Below are 17,686 nucleotides of genomic sequence, written 5' to 3'. Positions count from 1 at the left end.
CGGTTTGAACTTAGAACTTCTCAGTAGATCGCGGCGCCCGCCCCGACATTGACCGAGGCGTCCTTCATCGTCGCGACGATGAAGGCGATCTGATCCGTGGCGAGATGAACGTGGAACGGCAGGGCCACCACACGATCGGCGACCTTCTCGGTCACGAGATAATCGCCTCGGCGATAGCCCATGTCGAAATAATGCCGCTGCAGATGCAGGGGATTCGAATAGGCCACGGCCTCGACCTGTTCGACCCTGAGATCCTCGACGATCGAATCCCGGCTCGACTTCGAGAACCGCGTGCCCAGATGCACCTGGTAGAGAAACCAGTTCACCTCGGTGACATCGGGCCCGACATAGGGGTCCTTGATGCCCTCGAACGACTGCACCTCGCTGTAATAGATCTGCTCGATCAGCTTGCGCCGCTCGAGGATCTCGTCGATCCGCCGCAATTGCGCCAACCCGAGCGCGGCGGTCACGTCGCTCATCACCGCCTGGTGCGACGCGCTGCTGCTGACCACGACCGATGCGCGCTCGTCGAGCCGGTGCGAACGGTGCCGACGCACGGCCACAGCGATGTCGACGTCGTCGGTGACGACCATGCCACCCTCACCACAGGTGAGCGCGAAAGGCTGCGAGAAATCGAACACCGCGGCCGCACCGAATGTACCGACCAGCGCCCCCTTATATTTCGAGCCGATGGCCTCGGTCGAATCCTCGATGACAGGCAGATTGCGGGTCTTCGCGATCGCCTGCAGCTCCGACCATTTGGCCGGATGGCCGTTGGTGTTGCCGGCCAGGATCGCCTTTGTCCGCTCCGTGATGCGCGCCTCGATCTTGCTCGGCGCCAGCGTGCCCGAGTAGTAATCTATATCCGCAAACACCGGCTTGGCGCCGACAATGCTGATGGCATGCGCGATCTCGCGGAACGAATACGACGACGTGATCACCTCGTCGCCCGATCCGATGCCCATCGCTTTCAGGACCAGGACCAGGCCAAGCGTTCCGCTCGGGACGGCAATGGCGTATCTGCGCCCGAGATAGCTTGCGAATGCCGCCTCGAACTCCTCGACCAGCGGACCGCAGGACAGCCGCGGCGAGCGCAGCGCCGCGTCCACGGCGGCAATCTCCGCCGTGGTAATGTCGGGATCAGAGAGCGGAATGAAGCTCGCCTCGACCGGCGTAAGCTCCGCTTCATCCTGCTCCTGCCGATCGGCGTCATGCACCAGATAGGGCTTGGTCATGCTCAGCTCCGCTTGGCCAGGATCAGGCCGGTGGCTTTGGCAAGGTCATCGGTCACACCCGCGCAGTGGTCGCTGGCGTCGAGCAGATGCAGGTCGAATGCCGGATAGCTGCGGAACGGCGCTTCCGTGACATCGGACGCGTCACAACGTGTCAGTACCAGCCTTGGAAAGCGGCGGCGCAGCTCGCCGAAGGCCGCGCTGCCGGCGTCGGGTCGCTCGAGGACCTGCGCGATCTCATTCAATTCCTGTTCGGCCAATGCCACGTCACCCGTCCTCTTCGCTCTACTGCCAGAAGATCCGCTCAGGGTCCGCGTTCAGCTCGTCGACCGCCGCGGTCAACCGCCGATGCAGACTGTGCAGCTCCCACGTCCCCTGCGCGTGATCTCTCCAGAACAGCTTCCACATCGCATTCGCGGGATCATGGCGCAGCAGCGCGACGTCGATCACCCCGCCGTCCTTGTCGATGTTGCGCGAGCAGCAAGGACTGCGGACGTGATAACCCTCGTCGACCGGCGACACCGTCGGCTCGACATAGCGGTAGCGCTTGCGTGACTTCAGCGCGCGCGCGATCCGCTTGCGATCCAACTCGTTGGGATGCGCGGGCAGGACAAAGCTGGGCTTGAGCGCGGTTGCAGCCATCGTGGATCATCGCACCTCAACCGGGACGATCTCCTCTTCGAGACAGCCCACGACGAGCTGCTCGCCGAACTCGACGAGATAGATCGGCATGTTCGCCTCGGTGTGGGTGCCGACCTGGACGATCTCACCCATATCGCCGACTCCGACCAGCTTGGCTTCGGCCGGCGCGTTCGGGAACGAGCCGTCATTGACGAGGTCGATCAGCGCCTTGACACGCTGGCCCCATTGATATTTCGGCAGGCGTGGCTCGATCATGATCTGTATGCTCCCGGCAGTGGCAGCTCGTCCTCGGTCTCCCCGCGGGGCACGGTGGATTCGAGCTCCTTGCGTTTCATGCCGACGCGGTTCCCGCTTTCGAGAAACTCGACGCCGTAGATGTAGAACTGCTGCAGGAAGGTTCCGATCGAGACGACGTAGCCGATCTCGCCCTTCTTCGCGAGGATCTCGCCGATTTCCTTGCCTGCGTAGGTGCCGTCGTTGCGGACCGTGCGCTTGGCCTTGACCTTCTCGCCGAACGTGAAGTACGGCGGCGCCGACAACTCCACGACCTCGCTGTCACGAACGATGTTGCTCATGCCGGTTTCTCCATGGCAGCTCCGAAGCGGTTCGCGAGCCGGTCGCGCGCCATCTCCTGCACCAGCGGGTCCTCGTCGCGCGCAAGCTCCGCGAGTTCACTGAGCGCGATCCGGCTCGCAACCTCGTGACGCACCCGCCAGTCGGCGTCCTTGCGCATCGCGGTGAGGAGATCCGGCGCGAGGCGCTCGGCGATCTCGAGCCGCACCCGTGGATCTGGGTCACTGATCATGCCGAGCAGCCAGTCGCTGGGGATGCGCCGCGCGACGACGCGGCGTACCTCGGCCTCCGGGTCCCCCATCATGCGGCCAAGCACGGACGGCACGATACGGCGCGCCACGACCAGGCGGACGTAATAGTCGTCGTCCATCATCATCGGCATCAGGTCTTCCGGATCGAGCACGGTCGCGATTCGAATGCGGACCTCGCGATGCGGATCATGGCGCAGCCGGAGCACCAGCCGCTTCGGCAACCGCCGCGCGGCGTTCCAGCGCACCGTCTCCTCGGGATCGTCGAGCAGCGGAGGCAGAAAGAACGGGCTGGCATGCTTCGCCGCGATAGCCCGCACCTCGAAATGCGGATGCTTGACGTAGCCGTTGGCGAGCGCCGGATTCCAGTTGAAGAAGCGGTCGATGCGGCGGGCGTAGCGGTCGTGCACGCAGGCGTGCCGAAGGCGACAGCCGCCGGATGCGTTGAGCTGCGCGTGCTCGCAGCCCTTACAGCTGATGTCGTTGCCCTGCCAGTCGATGGCCTCGTCGATGTCGTCATTCATCGTCGAGCTCCACCCGGTCGACCACCTCGAGCAGGACGCGTGCGCCGATCTTATCGCTGGGATCGAGCTCGAGCAGCTTTTGCACCGCGAGCCGTCCCTCGACGAGATTGCCGAGGCGCATCTGCAAATAGGCGTATCCCTTCAAGGTGAACATGAAGAAGCGCGGCAGCATGTTGTCATAACTGCCGAACTCGGCATGACCGGCGCGAACGTCGCGCCAGTGCGGCGGCAAGCAGTTTTCGGCGGCCGCCTTGGCGAGGCATCGCTTGGCGATGCGCAGCGCGTCGGCGAGCCGTCCCTTGTAGAAATAGAACCGGTAGAAGCCGATCAGGACCGCTGCATGCCCAGGCGCCAGCGCTTCCGCCTCTTTCAGGTGCGTCTCCGCGACCTCGTCGAGATGATAGCTCTGGCCCGCCTGCCACAGATGATACTCGGCCTCCTCCGGCAGGCCGCCGCCGAGCAGCGCGTCGGCGAGCAACGCGTCCTCGATGGCGGTCTGAGAGCTGGGCCGGGCATCGGTGGGCATGGCGAGCTGTCCTAGTGCTCCAGCGCCTTCAAGGCGTGGGTCGAGCACGAAACCTGCTTCGGATCGTGAAACACGAGGCCGGTCTGCGTCGCAGTATCCGCGAAGTCGATGGTCACACCGTCGAGCAGCAAGCGGCTTTCCGCTGGCAGAAACAGCCTGACACCGTCGCGCTCGACCACGGCATCACCGGGCTGCGGCGTGGCGAGCACGCTGATATCGGCCGCAAGGCCGGAGCAGCCGCCGGGCGACACCGCGAGACGGAAGCCGGAGCCCGCGGTACCGTCGGTTCGCAGCATCATTCGCATGAATTTCTGCGCGGCAGGCGTGAGGGTGAAGTTCATCTCGGTCTCCCTCAAGCCGGCGGCTGGTAGCGCGGGAACGAATTGTCGATCACGCAGGTGTTGTCGACCGGGCAGACCGCCGCGCATTGCGGCTCGTCGAAATGGCCGATGCATTCTGTGCACTTCTTCGGATCGATCACGAAGGTGCCGTTCTTCTCCGAGATCGCCACGTTCGGACATTCGGGTTCACAGGCCGAGCAGCTCGTGCACTGCGAGGCAATGATCTTCAAGGTCATCAAAGGCTCCTGTCGAAGGGGCCCGGCGACGCAACAGCGTCGCCGGGGTCTGGTGTCACGCCGCCGAAATCAGGGCGCCCTGGCGAATTTCGGCGTCACCGCGCACGACGTGCTGGATTTCGCCGCTGTTCACCTTGTCGAGGTAGTCCTTGAACCAGGCGATCGCGGACTTCTCGATGAACTCGTGGGCGAACTGATCGACCGGCTCGATGCCCGCGGCCTGCAGGTCGCTCTTCGGGCAGCCGCCGATCTTGGCCACGAACACCGCATGGCAGTCGTTGATGGCGCGGATGACGGTCTCCAGGCTGTCCTCGTCGCCATAGCCGCCCTGGCAGTACAGGTCGACGCGGCGGTGACCGACGAACTTGGCACCGGCGGTGGAGAGCTCGTAGACCTGGAACTCCTTGGCGTGGCCGAAATGCTCGTTGATCAGGCCCGAACCCTTGGTCGCGACCGCGACGAGCAGCTTGATGTCGCTCGACTGGCCGGCGAGCGAGGCAAGCTCCTCCTGCCGGGCGACGACCTTGGCGACGCGCTCGCTCTCGACCGCCTCCTGGTACGCCTTGCGGCTGTCGATGTCGTAGTTCACCTCCATGGCCATGATCTTGTCGGTGGTGAATTCGGCCGAGCGATCCTCACCGAGCAGGCCCACGGCGTCGGCGCGGCACTGGCGGCAATGCCGCATCATGTTCATCTCGCCTTCGCACTCGTCCTGCAGCGCCTTCAGCTCCTGCGCGGTCGGACCGCGCTGGCCGGTCAAACCGAACACGGTGCCGTGCTCCGGCGACGAGATCAGCGGCATGATGTTGTGCAGGAACGCGCCGCGCGACTTCACCGCCTTGTTGACCTCGACGAGGTGCTTGTCGTTGACCCCTGGGATCATCACCGAGTTGACCTTGCAGAGGATGCCGCGCTCGGTCAGCATCTCCAGGCCCTGTAACTGGCGGTCGGTGAGCAGCTTGGCCGCCTCGACGCCGGTATAGCGCTTGTGCTTCCAGAACACCCAGGGATAGATCTTGGCGCCGATCTCGGGATCGACCATGTTGATGGTGATCGTGACGTGGTCGACGTTGAAGCCGGCGATGGTGTCGACGTGGTCGGGCAGCGCGAGACCGTTGGTCGACAGGCAGAGCTTGATGTCCGGGGCGGTCCGGGCGATCAGCTCGAAGGTCTTGAACGTCTTCTCGGGATTGGCGAGCGGATCGCCAGGGCCGGCAATGCCCAGCACGGTCATCTGCGGAATGGTCGAGGCGACGGCGAGCACCTTCTTGGCGGCCTGCTCCGGCGTCAGCTTCTCGCTGACCACGCCCGGACGCGACTCGTTGGCGCAGTCATATTTGCGGTTGCAGTAGTTGCACTGGATGTTGCAGGCGGGCGCGACGGCGACGTGCATGCGCGCGTAGTGATGATGCGCCTCCTCGCTGTAGCAGGGATGGTTCTTCACCTTCTCCCAGATCTCCGGCGGCAGGTCGTTCTCGCCGGCGCCCGAGCCGCAGCTCGCCTTGCCGCTGCCGCCCGAGGTGCCGCAGCCCTTGTGCTCCGCGATGGTCTGCATCACCGAGCTCAGCTTGTCGCCGTCCGGTATCGTCGCCTGTTCGTGCTGCACTGACGCGTCCATGTCCGCTCCTTAACGTTGCTGGCGAGCCGCAAACCGCCTTGGGCTAGGGTTCAGCAACTCGCGTGCCACGCCGCGGACAAGATCATTTCGTCAGACTATCAACGCCTTAGCCAAATCATCGCGCCTGTCGCCTTGCCAACATGCGAAAGGCTCTCGTTTCGGGCGTTGTTAGAAATGTTACAGACTCGAATTGGGACACAGGACGAACGGCAAAGCAGCGCAGCTTGCGGCCGCGCTGTTCGATTTCCGGTGTCGTGGTTTCGCTCAGCCGCCGATGATGATCTCGCTCGCGCGGGCCAGCGGAATCGCGATCGGCGTCAACCGCTCGGCGATGAAGAACTTCAGCTCGTTCTTCGACAATGAGTCGGGCTCGACCAGGACGTAGTGATCGGCGCCGGAGCGCTTGATGACCTGGCGGCCATAGGTGCGCAGCAACTGGTCGTTGAAGCGGCAGCCGATGAACAGGAAGCTGCGGTCGGTGCGCCGGTCCTTGACCGTGTCGGGTATCGGTGTCTGGATGTCGATGTCGGTCAGCACCTCGACATAGTCGGCATCGGTGATCAGGAAGTTCCTGGCCGGTGTGATCCCGCCATGCGGCTTGTAGAGCAGCGTAGTCCAGCTTGCGGCCTTCTCGCGATCGCTCTCGGCGCCCGCGGCGTCGTAGAAGCGATACCAGCGGTCCTCGCCGATTCCGGCCCGCGTGATGCCCTGCACCTCGCCCCAATCGTCGCGCCCGGCGAGCGCGGTTCGCATTGCGCCGTCATACCAACTGTCGACGATCATCGGCAACGGCAGCGACGCCAGATGCTGCTGCAGCGGTGTCGGTGCAACGGGCGCGGCAAAGGCTTCGGCCATCAGCGCGGTCACCGTCGAGCGGTGGCGCGTGCTCTCGATGTGCTGGGCTGAAGCCCACGCATTGCCCTTGGCTCGGCGCGGCAGCGCCACCTTGGTGCCGAAGAACGCAGCCAGCGCTTCAGGATTCATCGGCACCGTGGCGCCGGACTGCTCGGACACGGCGGGACCGAGGAACGGGACGACCTTGCCGGCCTTCAGTCCGGCGACGACGTCCTTGAGCAGGGCCTCGGCATCGGCCTGCTTGACGATGTCGATATGAGGAAGCGGCGCATTCATCACTCGTCCCCTTCGCCACCGCGCTTGCGCGCATTGATCGTGATCGGCAGCCGCGTGTCGGCAGCCATCTGCGGCAGTTCGAGGACCCATCCGTTGGCGATGCGGATCCAGCCGCCCCACAAGGACTCGTGCTCCGACTCGACGATGGGCTCCTCGAGATCCTTCTTGGGGACGTAGATCGACAGGCCCGTTTCCGGCGAGCGGCGGATCATGACTTTCATTGCGTGAGCTCCGTAGGGCGAAGGGCGTCCGCCGATGGCGATTGACGATGCTGCAGCCAGGCCGGCGAGGTCTCGCGGAGCCGGCCGACGATGTCGGGCAGGATCTGCAGCACGCGATCGATGTCGTCGTCCGTGGTGTCGCGCGACAGCGAGAATCGGACAGCCCCGCGCAGCAGATCCGGCGGCGCGTTCATCGCGCGGAGCACGTGCGACGGCTCCATCGAGCCCGAGGCGCAGGCCGAGCCGAGCGAGGCGGCGATACCGGCTTGGTTCAGCCGCATGACGATCGGCTCGCCCTCGAGATGCCGGAAGGCGATGTTGGAGGTGTTCGGCAGCCGCGCAGCGAGGTCGCCGAGCACGACGCAATGGCCGACGCTCTGGAGGATGCCCTGCTCCAGCCGGTCGCGCAGCGCGCGAACGCGGCCCTGCTCGTCCGTGAGATGCTTTGCCGCGAGCTCGGCCGCCTTGCCGAGCCCGATGATGCCCGGCACGTTCTCGGTGCCGCCGCGCCGGCGGCGCTCCTGCGGGCCGCCGCGCAGCAGCGGCGCGAACGGTGTGCCCTTCCGAACATAAAGCGCACCGATGCCCTTGGGGCCGTGCAGCTTGTGGCCGGACAACGACAGCATGTCGACGCCAGCGGATTTCAGATCGATCGCGATCTTGCCGGCCGCCTGCACGGCGTCGGTGTGGAACAACGCGCCGGCCTCATGCGCGAGCCTGGCCAGATCGGACACCGGAAACAGCGTGCCGGTTTCGTTGTTGGCCCACATCACCGAGGCGATCGCCGTGCGCGGGCCGAGCGCGCGCTTGTAAGCCTCGAGATCGAGCCGGCCGGCCGCATCGACGCCGATCAGATGCACCGCGACGCCGCGCTTGTCCATGAGGTATTCGACGAGCGACAGGATCGCGGGGTGCTCCACCGCCGTCGTGACGATCTCGTCGCGGCCCTCCTGCGTCTCCAGCGCCGACAGGATCGCGGTATTGTCGGATTCCGTTCCGCCCGAGGTGAAGACGATTTCGTGATCGAAGACGGCACCGAGCAGCGCCTGCAGGCTCTTGCGCGCCTGCCTCACGGCCCCGGCGACCTCGCTGCCGAAGGCATGCGAGGATGAAGCATTGCCGAACTGGTCCGTAAAGAACGGCAACATCGCCGCGACGACCTCGGGATCGGCTCGTGTCGTCGCGTTGTTGTCGAGATAGACCGGACGCAAGGCCGCTCCTTAATGCCGCGCCTTGGCTGCGCCGGCCACCGGAACGAGGCGGACGAATTCGCCGAGCTTCTCGATCATGCGCGCCTGGATGCCCTCCAGCGTCGCGCTGGCGAGCTTGCAGAAGATGCAGGCGCCGGCGAGCTTGACCATGATCTTGTTGCCGTCAATCTCGACGAGCTCGCAATCGCCGCCGTCGCGCTTGAGGTTCGGACGAACCTCCTCGATCACGGCCCGGATGATCCGCTCGCGCTCGCTCATCTGCGACGGCGCTTCGACGATGCCCTGGGATTCGACCAGCATGGTTTCACTTCTCGCGTGTTGGATGATCGAGCGAAGACTCAAGCGAACGACTTGCCGCAGCCGCAGCTCGACTTGGCATTCGGGTTCTCGAAGGTGAAGCCGGAGCCCTCCAGCGCGATGACGAAATCGATCGTCGTGCCTTCGAGATATTCGAGGCTCTTGTGATCGACGAGCACGCGTACGCCCTCGCGCTCGATCACGGTGTCCTCCGGCTCGCTGCCGCTGACGAGGCCCATGTTGTATTTCAGCCCGGCGCAGCCGCCGGCTTCGACCATGATCCTGAGGCCGTCGACCGGCTTGTCGGAGGTCGTGATCGCGTTGCGGACCGCATTGATGGCGCTGTCGGTCAGGTTGATCATCATCGTCTCGCCTTTCCCATTCGGCTGTTGTGAACGGAATTGGCAAGTCTCATGCCATGCAGCAATCGCCTGAAAGACCTCAACTTTTCATGTTGTCGCTGTGGCGTTTCCGACGCGTGTCGGCTTTCCGACAGGCGCTGTTCACGCCGTGTCGCGCGGGCGTCGGCGCGATGTCGGGGCGCAAACCCGACAATCGACTGGCGCGAGAGGCAAAAGAACCAAGCAAATCAAGCCGCAGCACACACCGGCAGACAATTTGCATCACGCCCCTTTCGACCGCGCCGTGCGGCGAACGGCTGACAAGGACATGCGAGGGGATTGCTGATGACGACATTGGAGAAGACGGTTGCGATCGAGATCACCGCGCTCGCGCAGCTCGACAAGGAAGGGCGGCTGCTGAACGCCGTTCTCAAGGCGCCGACCACCAAGCCGGGACGGTTCGGCTTCCGCGGCGATATCGCGCTGAAGTTCCAGACCCAGGTTGCGGACGAGAAGCGTCCGCCGGACTTCTCGATCGAGCAGGTGCTGACGATCGCGCAGGACGGCGCATCGACGATCCCGGTGCTCGCCGGCTACATCCACTCGCTGGCCTATCTCGAGACCGCGGCCGAGGTGCTCAAGGGCCTGCTGACGCCGGACGGCAAGTACTTCATGTTCTGCAACAACATCGATCTGCTGGCGAAGTACCGCATCAAGATCGACGACATCACCTTCTACGTGCTGCCTTGCGACGAATCCACGGTCTGGAAGGAGATGCTGGAGCTGCTGTCGATCGACAAGAACGACATCAAGAAGCTCGATACCGCCGGCAAGCTCGATTACGTGCTCGACGCCGCCAAGGACTTCAGCGAGAACTACGATCTCGTGCCCTACGCGGATGCACTGGCCAGGATGGAGCCGGTCAAGAACCGCAACGAGAACCGGCCAGTCTGAGACCGTTCGTTTCTTCAAATTCAGGATGAAGTCCCGGCAGTTTCCGTCGGGACTTCACCGCGATCGCCGCCTCAGCCTTCCTCACACTGCAGGCCGGTCTCACCCTCTTCCTCGTCATCCTCGACCAGGGTCACGCCGGTCACGCAGATGTCGCCATCCAGCACGCTCAGCGCGACCGGCGTCAGGCTCTCGCCCCTGCACGGGCCATCGACGCAGAGCCCGGTACCGATCTCGAACAGCGAGCCGTGCTTGCCGCAGAGGATGCGAAGGCCGTTGCCGTCCAGGAACTGATTGCGCTCCCAGTCGAGATTGACCTTGTCGTGCGGGCACATGTTAAGATAGCCGAACACCTGCTTGCCCCAGCGGATCACGAAGATCGGCCACGGGCGGTGGCTGCCGTCCTCCGCGACGATCATGAGCTGGAAGCCGATGGCGCGGCGGCTCGGAATGTCGTTGAAGCTGCAGATGGCGTAGGCGACGTCGGTCGTCATGTCGGGCCTCATCGATGTCTGGCGCATCTCCGACACGGCCGCTTCGGCGCAGCAGGAGCGGCGGTCGGCTCGCTTGCGGGCCGCGTTGCAAGATTCGCGCAACTCCGCCTGTCCGCCTCGCCTTCTTTGCTACTGCGATAGACTGGCACAGAACTTGAAAATTTCTCCTGCAAAGGCGCCTCTTTGTAAGGAGATCGACATGAACGTGGCACTGGAATTCGTCGAGAGCTCGCTCGACGACATCAAGGCGGCATTGGAGGGCGGGACGCTGACGGTCTACTCGGTGGCGCGTCCGATCACAGCGGACAAGCCGGTCGACCGCAGCGGCGTGCTCGCGACCTTCACGTTCGGCTCGCCCGCCTTCGGCGCCGCGGTGGATGGCCTCGAGCAGCCGAACTTCGTCGCGACGTCCGTGCCGGCGGCCACCGTCGGCACGCCCGGCTTTGCGCGGGCGCGCAAGGCGGACGGCACTACCGTCGCCGATTTCTCCGCCGGCCCAGGCGAGCGCGAAATCAAGTTCACCGAAGTGTCGTGCTCGCCCGGCGCGCCGGTCACGGTCGCGACCTTCAAGATCGTCGCCGAAGGCGGCTGGCCGGAGCGTCCCGAATATTACGACAGCCATCCGCGCCCGGGCTATCCGATGCCGAAGACGCTCTGACGCCCGCAAGCGCGTCAGTCATCCTGTTGGCTCTTCAAACGCGAGCGCATGCATGAGCACGGATCCCTCGAGCACCCTGGTCAGCTCCGACTGGCTGGCACAACATCTTTCCGATCCCGCCACCAAGATCCTCGACTGCACCTGGCACCATCCGAGCACCAACCTGGACGGCCGTACGCAATACCGCGGCCGGCACCTGCCGGGCTCGGTGCATTTCGATATCGACCAGGTCGCCGACAAGTCGAACCCGCTGCCGCACATGCTGCCGTCAGCGGGCGATTTCGCCCACAAGGTCGGGCTGCTCGGCATCAGCAATGCCGATCGCGTCGTCGTCTACGACCGTCATTATGGCGGCTCGGCCGCGGGCCGCGTGTGGTGGATGTTCCGCGTATTCGGGCACGACAACGTCGCGCTGCTCGACGGCGGCTTCGGCAAATGGACCAAGGAGAAGCGGCCTGCGGAGATGACGCCGGTGCGCCCGGAACCCGCGAGCTTCACGGCCAGCTTCCAGCCCGGCCTGGTCGCGACCTCGGCCGACGTGCGTAGCCTGCTGCAGGCCGGCGGCCAACTCATCGATGCGCGCGGGCCCGGCAAGTTCGACGGCACGCAGGCAGACGTGTTCACCTTCAAGCGCCAGGGCCACATTCCAGGTGCCATCAACCTGCCCTGGGCCGATCTGGTCGATCCGGACTCCGGCGTGCTGCTGGCGCCCGACGCGCTCACCGCACGCTTTACGGCCGCGGGCGTCGATCTGAACAAGCCGATCGTTACCACCTGCGCCTCGGGCATCACCTCCTGCATGCTGGCGTTGGCGCTCTACCGGCTCGGCATTCCGAACGCCGCCGTCTACGACGGCGCTTGGGCGGAATGGAGCCAGCTCGACAACACGCCGGTCGCGGCGTGATTTGAGCAAACGAACGACGGGAGCACGAGCATGGCAAAGACTCTGGTCAAGACCACGCAGGACGGCCGCAAGGTCGAGGTGATTGGCCTCGCCATATGCCTCGAAGGCGAGCTCGAGGCGTTCGAGCTGGTCGAGGTCAAGCTGCATCCGAACCGGCGCAAGATCTGGGAGGCCGCGCCCGACGCGACTCACATGGCCGGCCGCATCACCTTGACCAAGGACGAGGCAGCGATCGTCGAGAGCGCGTTCGCCGCCGCCCAGGCCGAGATCCTCGCCAACCCCGCCGCGATCAACGAGCGCTTCCGGATCGCGGCGATGTGGAAGGCCAGGGAACAGGGGATCGAGTAAAAGTCCCCGCTTTCGGCTGGCCCTCATCTCTCGACCGTCATTCCGGGGCGCGCGAAGCGCGAGCCCGGAATCCGTAGCCACAGGCGGTTGTGAGGCGCGAGATGCCTGTGGCGCTCTACTTAGAAGACAATGCCCGTTCGTGGTTATGGATTCCGGGCTCGCGCCTCGCGTGCCCCGGAATGACGAGCGGATAGATCGTGGCCAACACAAGTCTCCGTCATCGCGAACGCAGCGACGCGATCCAGGGCGGCACAAGGAACTCTGGATTGCTTCGTCGCCTGCGGCTCCTCGCAATGACGGCAGTGGCAAGATCTACTGAAAGATCCGCCCGCGGTAGCGATAGCTGCCCTCATCGTCGACATCGAACAGTTCGCCGATATCGGGATGCTTCACCGGCTCCCCGGAAGCGTCCGCCACCAGGTTCTGCTCAGGCACATAGGCGATGTAGCTGCTCTCGCCGCATTCGGCGAGCAGATAGTAGAATGGCTGCTCCTTGTCGAGCCTAGCGTCCATGGTGATGGCGCGCCAGCCCTCTTCCTCGGAGAACGACAGGTCGACATCGAACACGACGCCGCGCAGATCGTAGACGCGGTGCCGGGTCACCTGGCCGATCGTGAATTTCGCCTCCATCCGCATCATGGCAGCACGCTCGACAATCTCAGGCCGCCGGCGAATGGGTCTGGCAGTTGGTCGGGCAGACCCGGGCGCAGGCGCCGCAGCCGATGCAGGCGCCGGTGTCGTTCATGACCATGATCTTCTTCTCGACCTCATCATCCTCGTCGTCGTCGAGCTCGACGAACTCGCCCTCGTCGTTGATGCCCTTCAGGGTCATGACCTCGCGGCCACACACCTTGTAGCAGCGGCCGCAGCCGATGCACTTGGCCGGATCGATGGCGACCAGATAGTCCGGCCGCCAGTCGCGACCGTCACGGGTTGCGTTGGACATGATGACGGATCCTCAAATCGGGCTTACGCGGTTTCGAGCTTCTTCAGCTCGGCCCGCTTCTTCTCCAGCTCGGCGAACGCGTCATGCGCCTTCTGCGCCGTCGGCAGGATCTGGTCCCAGTTGATGGGCAGTTCCTCCGACAGGTCGTGCAGGTTCATCTTGGCATCCATGGCGCGTGCCGACAGCTTCTTGATCTCGGCCTTCAGGGTATCCAGGTCGCTCATCTCTCTCATCCTCGCCGTTCAGTAGTTCGCGACGTCCTTGAACTTCTCGATCATCTCGACGCCGGCCTTGACGAACTTGTCGCCTTCGTCGGCCAGCTTGCCGAGATTGTCGAAGCCGAACCGGTGCACGTCCCGCAGCTGCTTGTTGACGACGATCAGCCGGCCGCCGATCAGCACCATGCGGCCGAAGCCCTCGTGACTCATCTTCAGCATCGGCGAGATCATGACGCCGGTGGCCTTCTCGATCGACAGCGCGACCGCATTGAAGAACAGCTCCAGCCGCCAGATCGTCTCCGGATCGGGATCGCCGATGATCGGCAGCGCCCGCCGCTTCTCCTTGTCCAGGATGTAGGGCTCGAGCAGGTCGATGTCCTTCTTGCCCTCCCATGCGCCATGGGTGTCCTGGGCCCGCCACACCTTGATCAGCTCCTTGACGAAGGGCCGCTGCTCGGCGGGGATGGTTTCGACGGCTACCGCGGTATCGGACATGATGGTTTCCTCATTCCTCGAAATCGAGCGCGCGTTCCTGGCCCTTGGCCAGCGCCTTGCGCAGCCAGGGCGGCGGCGTGCCCTTGAGCACCGCCTGCAGCTTGCCGAGCAGATCGGTGATCTCCTCGGGCTGGGTGACCTTCATCGGATGGATGTTGTTGGCGACGACGCGCGCTGCGCCGGAGCCGCCGATCGCGGCGACATAGAGGATCGCGCAATCCTTGATCGCCTCGATCTTCGGCGCCAGCTTGTCCTCGTTGCCATCCTCCTTGAGATCGCCGTCGAACTCGACCTTCTCGATGAAGCGGTAGCCCTCGGGATCGAGATCGTAGATCGCGATGTTCTTGGCCCAGCCGAAATGGGCGTCGACGCGCTTCAGATCCTGGGTAGCGAATGCGACTTTCATGTCGTCGGTCCTTTCTCCTGAAACGTCAATGCAGTGGCGCCACGACGGCGGTGTCGATCGATGCCTGTTCGAGGTCCTTCCAGGGATCGAGCCAGGTGTCGGGCGTCGGCTGATGGTTGTCCTCGCGATCGGCGATGATCAGATTGGCGAGCGCAAAGATCAGATCGCGCGTGCCGCGATAGCCGACCGTCAGGAGATGCCCTGCCCCGAGCCGGTCGAACATCGGAAAGCCGATCCGGTAGAACGGGATCTTGAGGCGGGCGGCGGCTTGGCGGCCGTGCGAATGCGTGAGCATCAAGCCGCAGTCGCGCTCCTTTGCCAGGTTTTCGAGATCCTCGAGATCGCCGATCAGCACTTCATCGCAGGGCATCCGCTCGAGCACCGGCGACTGCGTCGTGGTGACCGCCACCGACACATGCGCGCCCATGTCGTGCAGCATGCTCGCGACGTCGAACAACAGATCCGGCTCGGCGCCAACAGCGAGCTTGCGGCCGCCAATGTGGAAATGCGCATCCAGCATCGCGTCTGCGAGCTGGCCGCGCTGCCGGCGATATTTCGCCGGCACCGGGCGTCCCGAGATCTCGCTGAGGAACGTCATGAACTCGTCGTTCGGCAGCAGCCCGCAGAGCCGCTCGAACAGCCGATACGGCACGCCGGTCCTGGCCTGCATCGCTTCCGCCGCTCGCTTCATTTGCGCCCCGATCGCGATCGTCCAGGACGCGCTGCCCATGGTCGCAATCTCTTCCAGGCCGATGCCGCCGATCGTTGTCGGCGTGAACTCGTCGGGGATGTGGCCGTCGAGCGAGCCGCCGATATCCGGCAGGAACGATGGCTCCAGACCGAAATCCTCGATGATGGTGCGCAGCTCCTCGATATCCCCCGGCGTCAGATGGCAGCCCGGCAGCACGTTGACCCGCGCCGGGTCGCGACGGGTCGAGGTCGGCTTGTCGACGAGCACCTCGACCATCTTGGCGACGGTCTTGTCCCAACCGTCCTGGAACGCGTCCTTGAAGTCCGGCGTCGAGACATAGACCAGCGGATAATTCGCGAGTTCCGGATGTCTCTCGCGGATCAGCCTGATGTAGCCGTCGACGTCGTCGCCCTTGGTCTCGGTGACGCCGGTCGAGCAGATGCCGATGATCTCCGGCTTTTGTCGCTTGTAGATGTTGAGGATCGCCTGCTCGACATTCTCATAGCCGCCGAGCACGGTGGCGACCTCGCTCATCGCCGTCGTCTGCATCGGCACCGCTTCCTTGAAGTGGCGCACGAACAAGGTCAAGCCGAACGAGGTGCAGCCTTGCGAGCCGTGCAGCAGCGGCATCGCGCCGCGCAGGCCGAGGAAGGCGAAGCAGCCGCCGATCGGCTGGCTCATCTTGAGCGGATTGACCGCGCAGGCCTTCTTTCCAATGGTGACCTTGGCCATGAGCGCCGCCCTACTCCGCCGCCTGCAGCAGCTCGGCCGGCGCCTTGAACGTCGCCAGGATGTCCTCGACCCGGCCGGCGCAGGCGCCGCAGCCGCCCGAGGCGTTGGTGTGCTCGCGAACGCCGGCGACATCGGCGAGGCCATGGGCCTTGATCGCGTCCTCGATGGTGCCGAGATCGACCGACTTGCAGTGGCAGATCTTCTTGGCGCGTCGCGCGGCTTCCGCGGCGACCGGATCGGCCGCCAGCGCCGCCGCTTCTGCATTGACCTGGGCAATCGCCCTGGCCTGCCAGTTGCTGTCGGCCTGCTCCCAGGGCGCCCGCTTGCGCAGCTGCTCCCACATCGGGTTGTAGATCGCCTTGTCGATCTCCGCGACCAGCTTCACCATCCCGATATAGCCCATAAAGGCGTGGGAGCGCTCCTGGTTGATGTCGAGCCAGGGCATCGCCGCCTTCAGCGCCACGAATTGCGACTTGCCGCCCGAGAGCATGATGTCGGCCTTGGCGTCCTTGAGCATCTTGTACATTTCGCGCGGCGCCATATCGTCGATCATGTGCGCGTCCTGGCCCATCAGCTCCTTGATGCGCTCCTTGTCCTCCTTGGTGGACTTCTTGACGGAGGTGCCGACCAGCTCCATGCCGGCCTCCTGCAGCGCCGCTACGACTGACCACGACTTCACGCCGCCGGTGATCAGCAGCACCTTCTTGCCGGTGAGCCGCTTCTTGAACGGCTCGATCGCCGCCCAGGCCTTGGCCTCCTCGCGCGCGATCACCGCCTCGGTGCGGTCCAGCAGATCGGCCGGCGCGCCGCGCTCGACCAGGAGGCGCGCGATCTCGCGCAACGAGTCCGAGGAGTCTTGGATGCCGTAGAACGATCCCTCGAAGAACGGAATGCCGTAGCGTTCCTCCATCTTGCGGGCGACGTTGATCATCGCCTTGGAGCACACCATCATCGCGGCGCGGGCGCGGTGCGACGAGGCGACGTCCTTGTAGCGGCCGTCGCCGGAGATGCAGGCGGAGATGCGGATGCCGAGTTCGTCGAACAGCGGCTTCACCTGCCAGAGCTCGCCGGAGAGATTGTATTCGCCGATGATGTTGAGGTCGTAGGGCGTCGTGACCTCCGGCTCGACGGTGCCGATGACGTGGTCGAGCAGCGCCTCGCCGGCGAGCTTGTTGCCGAGATTCTTCGGGCCGACGAAGCCGGGCGAGTTGACGGGGATACAGGGCTTGCCAAATTTGGCCGAGGCCGCCTTGCAGACGGCATTGATGTCGTCGCCGGTCATGGCGGGCACGCAGGTCTGGTAGACGAAGACCGCCGGCGGATCGTACTTCTCGATGATTTCCTTGATCGCCTTGTACAGCCGCTTCTCGCCGCCGAACACGACGTCGGTCTCGTTGATGTCGGTCGTGAAACCGGTGCGCCAGATCTGCGAGCCAGACGAGGCCGCGCCGCGGTTGTCCCAGGAATTCCCCTCGCAGCCGATCGGTCCGTGCACGAGGTGCGCGACGTCGGTCAGCGGCTGCAAGGCGACCTTGGCGCCATCGAACGCGCACCCGCCCGCCGCACCGCCCGGCTGCAGCTGCTTGGTACAGCCCTTCTTGCGCTCGGCCTCGGACTTGTTGGCGTTCTTGCCGCAACCCGGCTCGTTGAAGACGTTCTGGATCGTGGCAGACAGCGAGCTCATTGGCTTCTCCTGTTGGCG

General features: G+C 64.6%; 27 protein-coding genes. 4 read left to right on the top strand and 23 right to left on the bottom strand.

The features are described from left to right. Positions 1 to 20: 20 nt before the first annotated feature. The 15 genes from QW887_RS22855 to QW887_RS22785 all read right to left on the bottom strand — a co-directional run bounded on the left by QW887_RS22855 (position 21) and on the right by QW887_RS22785 (position 9,162). Positions 21 to 1,235: a DegT/DnrJ/EryC1/StrS family aminotransferase gene (locus QW887_RS22855; RefSeq protein ID WP_315825167.1), complete on the bottom strand. Its 1,215-nt coding sequence runs from the start codon at positions 1,233 to 1,235 to the stop codon at positions 21 to 23. A gap of 2 nt (positions 1,236 to 1,237) precedes the next feature. Beyond that, on the bottom strand, positions 1,238 to 1,498 hold the full coding sequence (locus QW887_RS22850; protein ID WP_315752851.1) for a hypothetical protein: 261 nt from the start codon (positions 1,496 to 1,498) through the stop codon (positions 1,238 to 1,240). Between the two features lie 19 nt (positions 1,499 to 1,517). Next, positions 1,518 to 1,874: a DUF3024 domain-containing protein gene (locus tag QW887_RS22845; protein WP_315713117.1), complete on the bottom strand. Its 357-nt coding sequence runs from the start codon at positions 1,872 to 1,874 to the stop codon at positions 1,518 to 1,520. A gap of 6 nt (positions 1,875 to 1,880) precedes the next feature. Beyond that, complete coding sequence (locus tag QW887_RS22840) at positions 1,881 to 2,129, bottom strand: nitrogen fixation protein NifZ (RefSeq protein WP_315752850.1); 249 nt, start codon at positions 2,127 to 2,129, stop codon at positions 1,881 to 1,883. Further along, on the bottom strand, positions 2,126 to 2,449 hold the full coding sequence (locus tag QW887_RS22835) for a nitrogen fixation protein NifZ (protein WP_316174153.1): 324 nt from the start codon (positions 2,447 to 2,449) through the stop codon (positions 2,126 to 2,128). Before QW887_RS22835 ends, QW887_RS22840 begins: the two co-directional genes overlap by 4 nt. Further along, positions 2,446 to 3,219, bottom strand: coding sequence for a 4Fe4S-binding leucine-rich repeat protein (locus QW887_RS22830; RefSeq protein WP_315752848.1), 774 nt, complete (start codon positions 3,217 to 3,219; stop codon positions 2,446 to 2,448). The genes QW887_RS22835 and QW887_RS22830 overlap by 4 nt, the downstream gene beginning before the upstream one ends. Continuing rightward, positions 3,212 to 3,745, bottom strand: a complete 534-nt coding sequence (locus QW887_RS22825) for a hypothetical protein (protein WP_315752847.1) — start codon at positions 3,743 to 3,745, stop codon at positions 3,212 to 3,214. Before QW887_RS22825 ends, QW887_RS22830 begins: the two co-directional genes overlap by 8 nt. 11 nt (positions 3,746 to 3,756) lie before the next feature. Next, the gene (locus QW887_RS22820; RefSeq protein WP_315713125.1) at positions 3,757 to 4,086 is read right to left on the bottom strand and encodes an iron-sulfur cluster assembly accessory protein; all 330 of its coding nucleotides are present in this window, start codon (positions 4,084 to 4,086) and stop codon (positions 3,757 to 3,759) included. A gap of 11 nt (positions 4,087 to 4,097) precedes the next feature. After that, the gene (locus tag QW887_RS22815; RefSeq protein WP_006609676.1) at positions 4,098 to 4,322 is read right to left on the bottom strand and encodes a YfhL family 4Fe-4S dicluster ferredoxin; all 225 of its coding nucleotides are present in this window, start codon (positions 4,320 to 4,322) and stop codon (positions 4,098 to 4,100) included. Between the two features lie 55 nt (positions 4,323 to 4,377). Then, positions 4,378 to 5,940: a nitrogenase cofactor biosynthesis protein NifB gene (gene nifB, locus QW887_RS22810; RefSeq protein WP_316195018.1), complete on the bottom strand. Its 1,563-nt coding sequence runs from the start codon at positions 5,938 to 5,940 to the stop codon at positions 4,378 to 4,380. Positions 5,941 to 6,204: 264 nt separating this feature from the next. After that, a complete protein-coding gene (locus QW887_RS22805) occupies positions 6,205 to 7,071 on the bottom strand; it encodes an SIR2 family protein (protein WP_316183900.1) in 867 nt (288 codons plus the stop codon). Further along, positions 7,071 to 7,292, bottom strand: a complete 222-nt coding sequence (gene nifT / locus QW887_RS22800) for a putative nitrogen fixation protein NifT (RefSeq protein ID WP_315713133.1) — start codon at positions 7,290 to 7,292, stop codon at positions 7,071 to 7,073. The genes QW887_RS22805 and nifT overlap by 1 nt, the downstream gene beginning before the upstream one ends. Beyond that, a complete protein-coding gene (gene nifS, locus QW887_RS22795; protein ID WP_316183901.1) occupies positions 7,289 to 8,503 on the bottom strand; it encodes a cysteine desulfurase NifS in 1,215 nt (404 codons plus the stop codon). Before nifS ends, nifT begins: the two co-directional genes overlap by 4 nt. Before the next feature lie 9 nt (positions 8,504 to 8,512). Further along, a complete protein-coding gene (locus tag QW887_RS22790; protein WP_315713137.1) occupies positions 8,513 to 8,803 on the bottom strand; it encodes a NifU family protein in 291 nt (96 codons plus the stop codon). Between the two features lie 38 nt (positions 8,804 to 8,841). After that, complete coding sequence (locus tag QW887_RS22785; RefSeq protein WP_257170758.1) at positions 8,842 to 9,162, bottom strand: HesB/IscA family protein; 321 nt, start codon at positions 9,160 to 9,162, stop codon at positions 8,842 to 8,844. Between the two features lie 324 nt (positions 9,163 to 9,486). Here QW887_RS22785 and QW887_RS22780 point away from each other — a divergent pair, with 324 nt between their 5' ends. After that, positions 9,487 to 10,095 carry a hypothetical protein gene (locus tag QW887_RS22780; RefSeq protein ID WP_316183902.1) on the top strand — a complete coding sequence of 203 codons (609 nt, stop codon included), beginning with the start codon at positions 9,487 to 9,489 and terminating at the stop codon, positions 10,093 to 10,095. Between the two features lie 71 nt (positions 10,096 to 10,166). Here QW887_RS22780 and QW887_RS22775 read toward each other — a convergent pair whose 3' ends face one another. Beyond that, positions 10,167 to 10,586: a Rieske (2Fe-2S) protein gene (locus tag QW887_RS22775; RefSeq protein ID WP_316183903.1), complete on the bottom strand. Its 420-nt coding sequence runs from the start codon at positions 10,584 to 10,586 to the stop codon at positions 10,167 to 10,169. A gap of 199 nt (positions 10,587 to 10,785) precedes the next feature. Here QW887_RS22775 and QW887_RS22770 point away from each other — a divergent pair, with 199 nt between their 5' ends. From QW887_RS22770 to QW887_RS22760, 3 genes are read left to right on the top strand one after another with little or no spacing between them, the layout of a single operon-like run. Continuing rightward, positions 10,786 to 11,244, top strand: a complete 459-nt coding sequence (locus QW887_RS22770; RefSeq protein WP_316183904.1) for a hypothetical protein — start codon at positions 10,786 to 10,788, stop codon at positions 11,242 to 11,244. Positions 11,245 to 11,296: 52 nt separating this feature from the next. Continuing rightward, entirely contained in the window at positions 11,297 to 12,148 is an 852-nt protein-coding gene (locus QW887_RS22765; protein WP_316183905.1) for a sulfurtransferase, read from the top strand. Positions 12,149 to 12,178: 30 nt separating this feature from the next. Then, positions 12,179 to 12,496 (top strand): hypothetical protein, encoded by a 318-nt coding sequence (locus QW887_RS22760; RefSeq protein WP_315713146.1) that lies wholly within the window; start codon positions 12,179 to 12,181, stop codon positions 12,494 to 12,496. Positions 12,497 to 12,808: 312 nt separating this feature from the next. On the opposite strand, the gene hspQ is transcribed toward QW887_RS22760, so the two are convergent. From hspQ to nifE, 7 genes are read right to left on the bottom strand one after another with little or no spacing between them, the layout of a single operon-like run. Continuing rightward, complete coding sequence (gene hspQ / locus QW887_RS22755) at positions 12,809 to 13,135, bottom strand: heat shock protein HspQ (RefSeq protein WP_315752839.1); 327 nt, start codon at positions 13,133 to 13,135, stop codon at positions 12,809 to 12,811. Between the two features lie 19 nt (positions 13,136 to 13,154). Continuing rightward, positions 13,155 to 13,442 carry a ferredoxin III, nif-specific gene (fdxB, locus tag QW887_RS22750; protein ID WP_315713149.1) on the bottom strand — a complete coding sequence of 96 codons (288 nt, stop codon included), beginning with the start codon at positions 13,440 to 13,442 and terminating at the stop codon, positions 13,155 to 13,157. A 23-nt stretch (positions 13,443 to 13,465) separates the two neighbouring features. Next, positions 13,466 to 13,666: a CCE_0567 family metalloprotein gene (locus QW887_RS22745; RefSeq protein ID WP_315713150.1), complete on the bottom strand. Its 201-nt coding sequence runs from the start codon at positions 13,664 to 13,666 to the stop codon at positions 13,466 to 13,468. 18 nt (positions 13,667 to 13,684) lie between these two features. After that, positions 13,685 to 14,155, bottom strand: a complete 471-nt coding sequence (locus QW887_RS22740) for a NifX-associated nitrogen fixation protein (protein WP_315752838.1) — start codon at positions 14,153 to 14,155, stop codon at positions 13,685 to 13,687. Positions 14,156 to 14,165: 10 nt separating this feature from the next. Continuing rightward, positions 14,166 to 14,561: a nitrogen fixation protein NifX gene (gene nifX, locus QW887_RS22735; protein WP_315713153.1), complete on the bottom strand. Its 396-nt coding sequence runs from the start codon at positions 14,559 to 14,561 to the stop codon at positions 14,166 to 14,168. Between the two features lie 25 nt (positions 14,562 to 14,586). Further along, the gene (gene nifN, locus QW887_RS22730) at positions 14,587 to 15,984 is read right to left on the bottom strand and encodes a nitrogenase iron-molybdenum cofactor biosynthesis protein NifN (protein ID WP_316195015.1); all 1,398 of its coding nucleotides are present in this window, start codon (positions 15,982 to 15,984) and stop codon (positions 14,587 to 14,589) included. A 10-nt stretch (positions 15,985 to 15,994) separates the two neighbouring features. Then, positions 15,995 to 17,668 (bottom strand): nitrogenase iron-molybdenum cofactor biosynthesis protein NifE, encoded by a 1,674-nt coding sequence (gene nifE / locus QW887_RS22725; protein WP_316183907.1) that lies wholly within the window; start codon positions 17,666 to 17,668, stop codon positions 15,995 to 15,997. Between the last annotated feature and the right edge of the window lie 18 nt (positions 17,669 to 17,686).

Origin of the sequence: Bradyrhizobium sp. SZCCHNRI3052 (genome assembly GCF_032484895.1) — a bacterium.
Lineage (GTDB): Bacteria > Pseudomonadota > Alphaproteobacteria > Rhizobiales > Xanthobacteraceae > Bradyrhizobium.
Note: the sequence above shows the minus strand (reverse complement) of the source record. Positions and strands in the feature narration are given on the sequence as shown.

Bases quoted from the DNA above. Each gene is read 5' to 3' on its own strand.
- QW887_RS22855 (WP_315825167.1), bottom strand. From the start codon at position 1,235: ATGACCAAGCCCTATCTGGTGCATGACGCCGATCGGCAGGAGCAGGAT.
- QW887_RS22845 (WP_315713117.1), bottom strand. From the start codon at position 1,874: ATGGCTGCAACCGCGCTCAAGCCCAGCTTTGTCCTGCCCGCGCATCCC.
- QW887_RS22840 (WP_315752850.1), bottom strand. From the start codon at position 2,129: ATGATCGAGCCACGCCTGCCGAAATATCAATGGGGCCAGCGTGTCAAG.
- QW887_RS22835 (WP_316174153.1), bottom strand. From the start codon at position 2,449: ATGAGCAACATCGTTCGTGACAGCGAGGTCGTGGAGTTGTCGGCGCCG.
- QW887_RS22830 (WP_315752848.1), bottom strand. From the start codon at position 3,219: ATGAATGACGACATCGACGAGGCCATCGACTGGCAGGGCAACGACATC.
- QW887_RS22825 (WP_315752847.1), bottom strand. From the start codon at position 3,745: ATGCCCACCGATGCCCGGCCCAGCTCTCAGACCGCCATCGAGGACGCG.
- QW887_RS22820 (WP_315713125.1), bottom strand. From the start codon at position 4,086: ATGAACTTCACCCTCACGCCTGCCGCGCAGAAATTCATGCGAATGATG.
- QW887_RS22815 (WP_006609676.1), bottom strand. From the start codon at position 4,322: ATGACCTTGAAGATCATTGCCTCGCAGTGCACGAGCTGCTCGGCCTGT.
- nifB (WP_316195018.1), bottom strand. From the start codon at position 5,940: ATGGACGCGTCAGTGCAGCACGAACAGGCGACGATACCGGACGGCGAC.
- QW887_RS22805 (WP_316183900.1), bottom strand. From the start codon at position 7,071: ATGAATGCGCCGCTTCCTCATATCGACATCGTCAAGCAGGCCGATGCC.
- nifT (WP_315713133.1), bottom strand. From the start codon at position 7,292: ATGAAAGTCATGATCCGCCGCTCGCCGGAAACGGGCCTGTCGATCTAC.
- QW887_RS22790 (WP_315713137.1), bottom strand. From the start codon at position 8,803: ATGCTGGTCGAATCCCAGGGCATCGTCGAAGCGCCGTCGCAGATGAGC.
- QW887_RS22785 (WP_257170758.1), bottom strand. From the start codon at position 9,162: ATGATCAACCTGACCGACAGCGCCATCAATGCGGTCCGCAACGCGATC.
- QW887_RS22780 (WP_316183902.1), top strand. From the start codon at position 9,487: ATGACGACATTGGAGAAGACGGTTGCGATCGAGATCACCGCGCTCGCG.
- QW887_RS22775 (WP_316183903.1), bottom strand. From the start codon at position 10,586: ATGACGACCGACGTCGCCTACGCCATCTGCAGCTTCAACGACATTCCG.
- QW887_RS22770 (WP_316183904.1), top strand. From the start codon at position 10,786: ATGAACGTGGCACTGGAATTCGTCGAGAGCTCGCTCGACGACATCAAG.
- QW887_RS22765 (WP_316183905.1), top strand. From the start codon at position 11,297: ATGAGCACGGATCCCTCGAGCACCCTGGTCAGCTCCGACTGGCTGGCA.
- QW887_RS22760 (WP_315713146.1), top strand. From the start codon at position 12,179: ATGGCAAAGACTCTGGTCAAGACCACGCAGGACGGCCGCAAGGTCGAG.
- hspQ (WP_315752839.1), bottom strand. From the start codon at position 13,135: ATGATGCGGATGGAGGCGAAATTCACGATCGGCCAGGTGACCCGGCAC.
- fdxB (WP_315713149.1), bottom strand. From the start codon at position 13,442: ATGTCCAACGCAACCCGTGACGGTCGCGACTGGCGGCCGGACTATCTG.
- QW887_RS22745 (WP_315713150.1), bottom strand. From the start codon at position 13,666: ATGAGCGACCTGGATACCCTGAAGGCCGAGATCAAGAAGCTGTCGGCA.
- QW887_RS22740 (WP_315752838.1), bottom strand. From the start codon at position 14,155: ATGTCCGATACCGCGGTAGCCGTCGAAACCATCCCCGCCGAGCAGCGG.
- nifX (WP_315713153.1), bottom strand. From the start codon at position 14,561: ATGAAAGTCGCATTCGCTACCCAGGATCTGAAGCGCGTCGACGCCCAT.
- nifN (WP_316195015.1), bottom strand. From the start codon at position 15,984: ATGGCCAAGGTCACCATTGGAAAGAAGGCCTGCGCGGTCAATCCGCTC.
- nifE (WP_316183907.1), bottom strand. From the start codon at position 17,668: ATGAGCTCGCTGTCTGCCACGATCCAGAACGTCTTCAACGAGCCGGGT.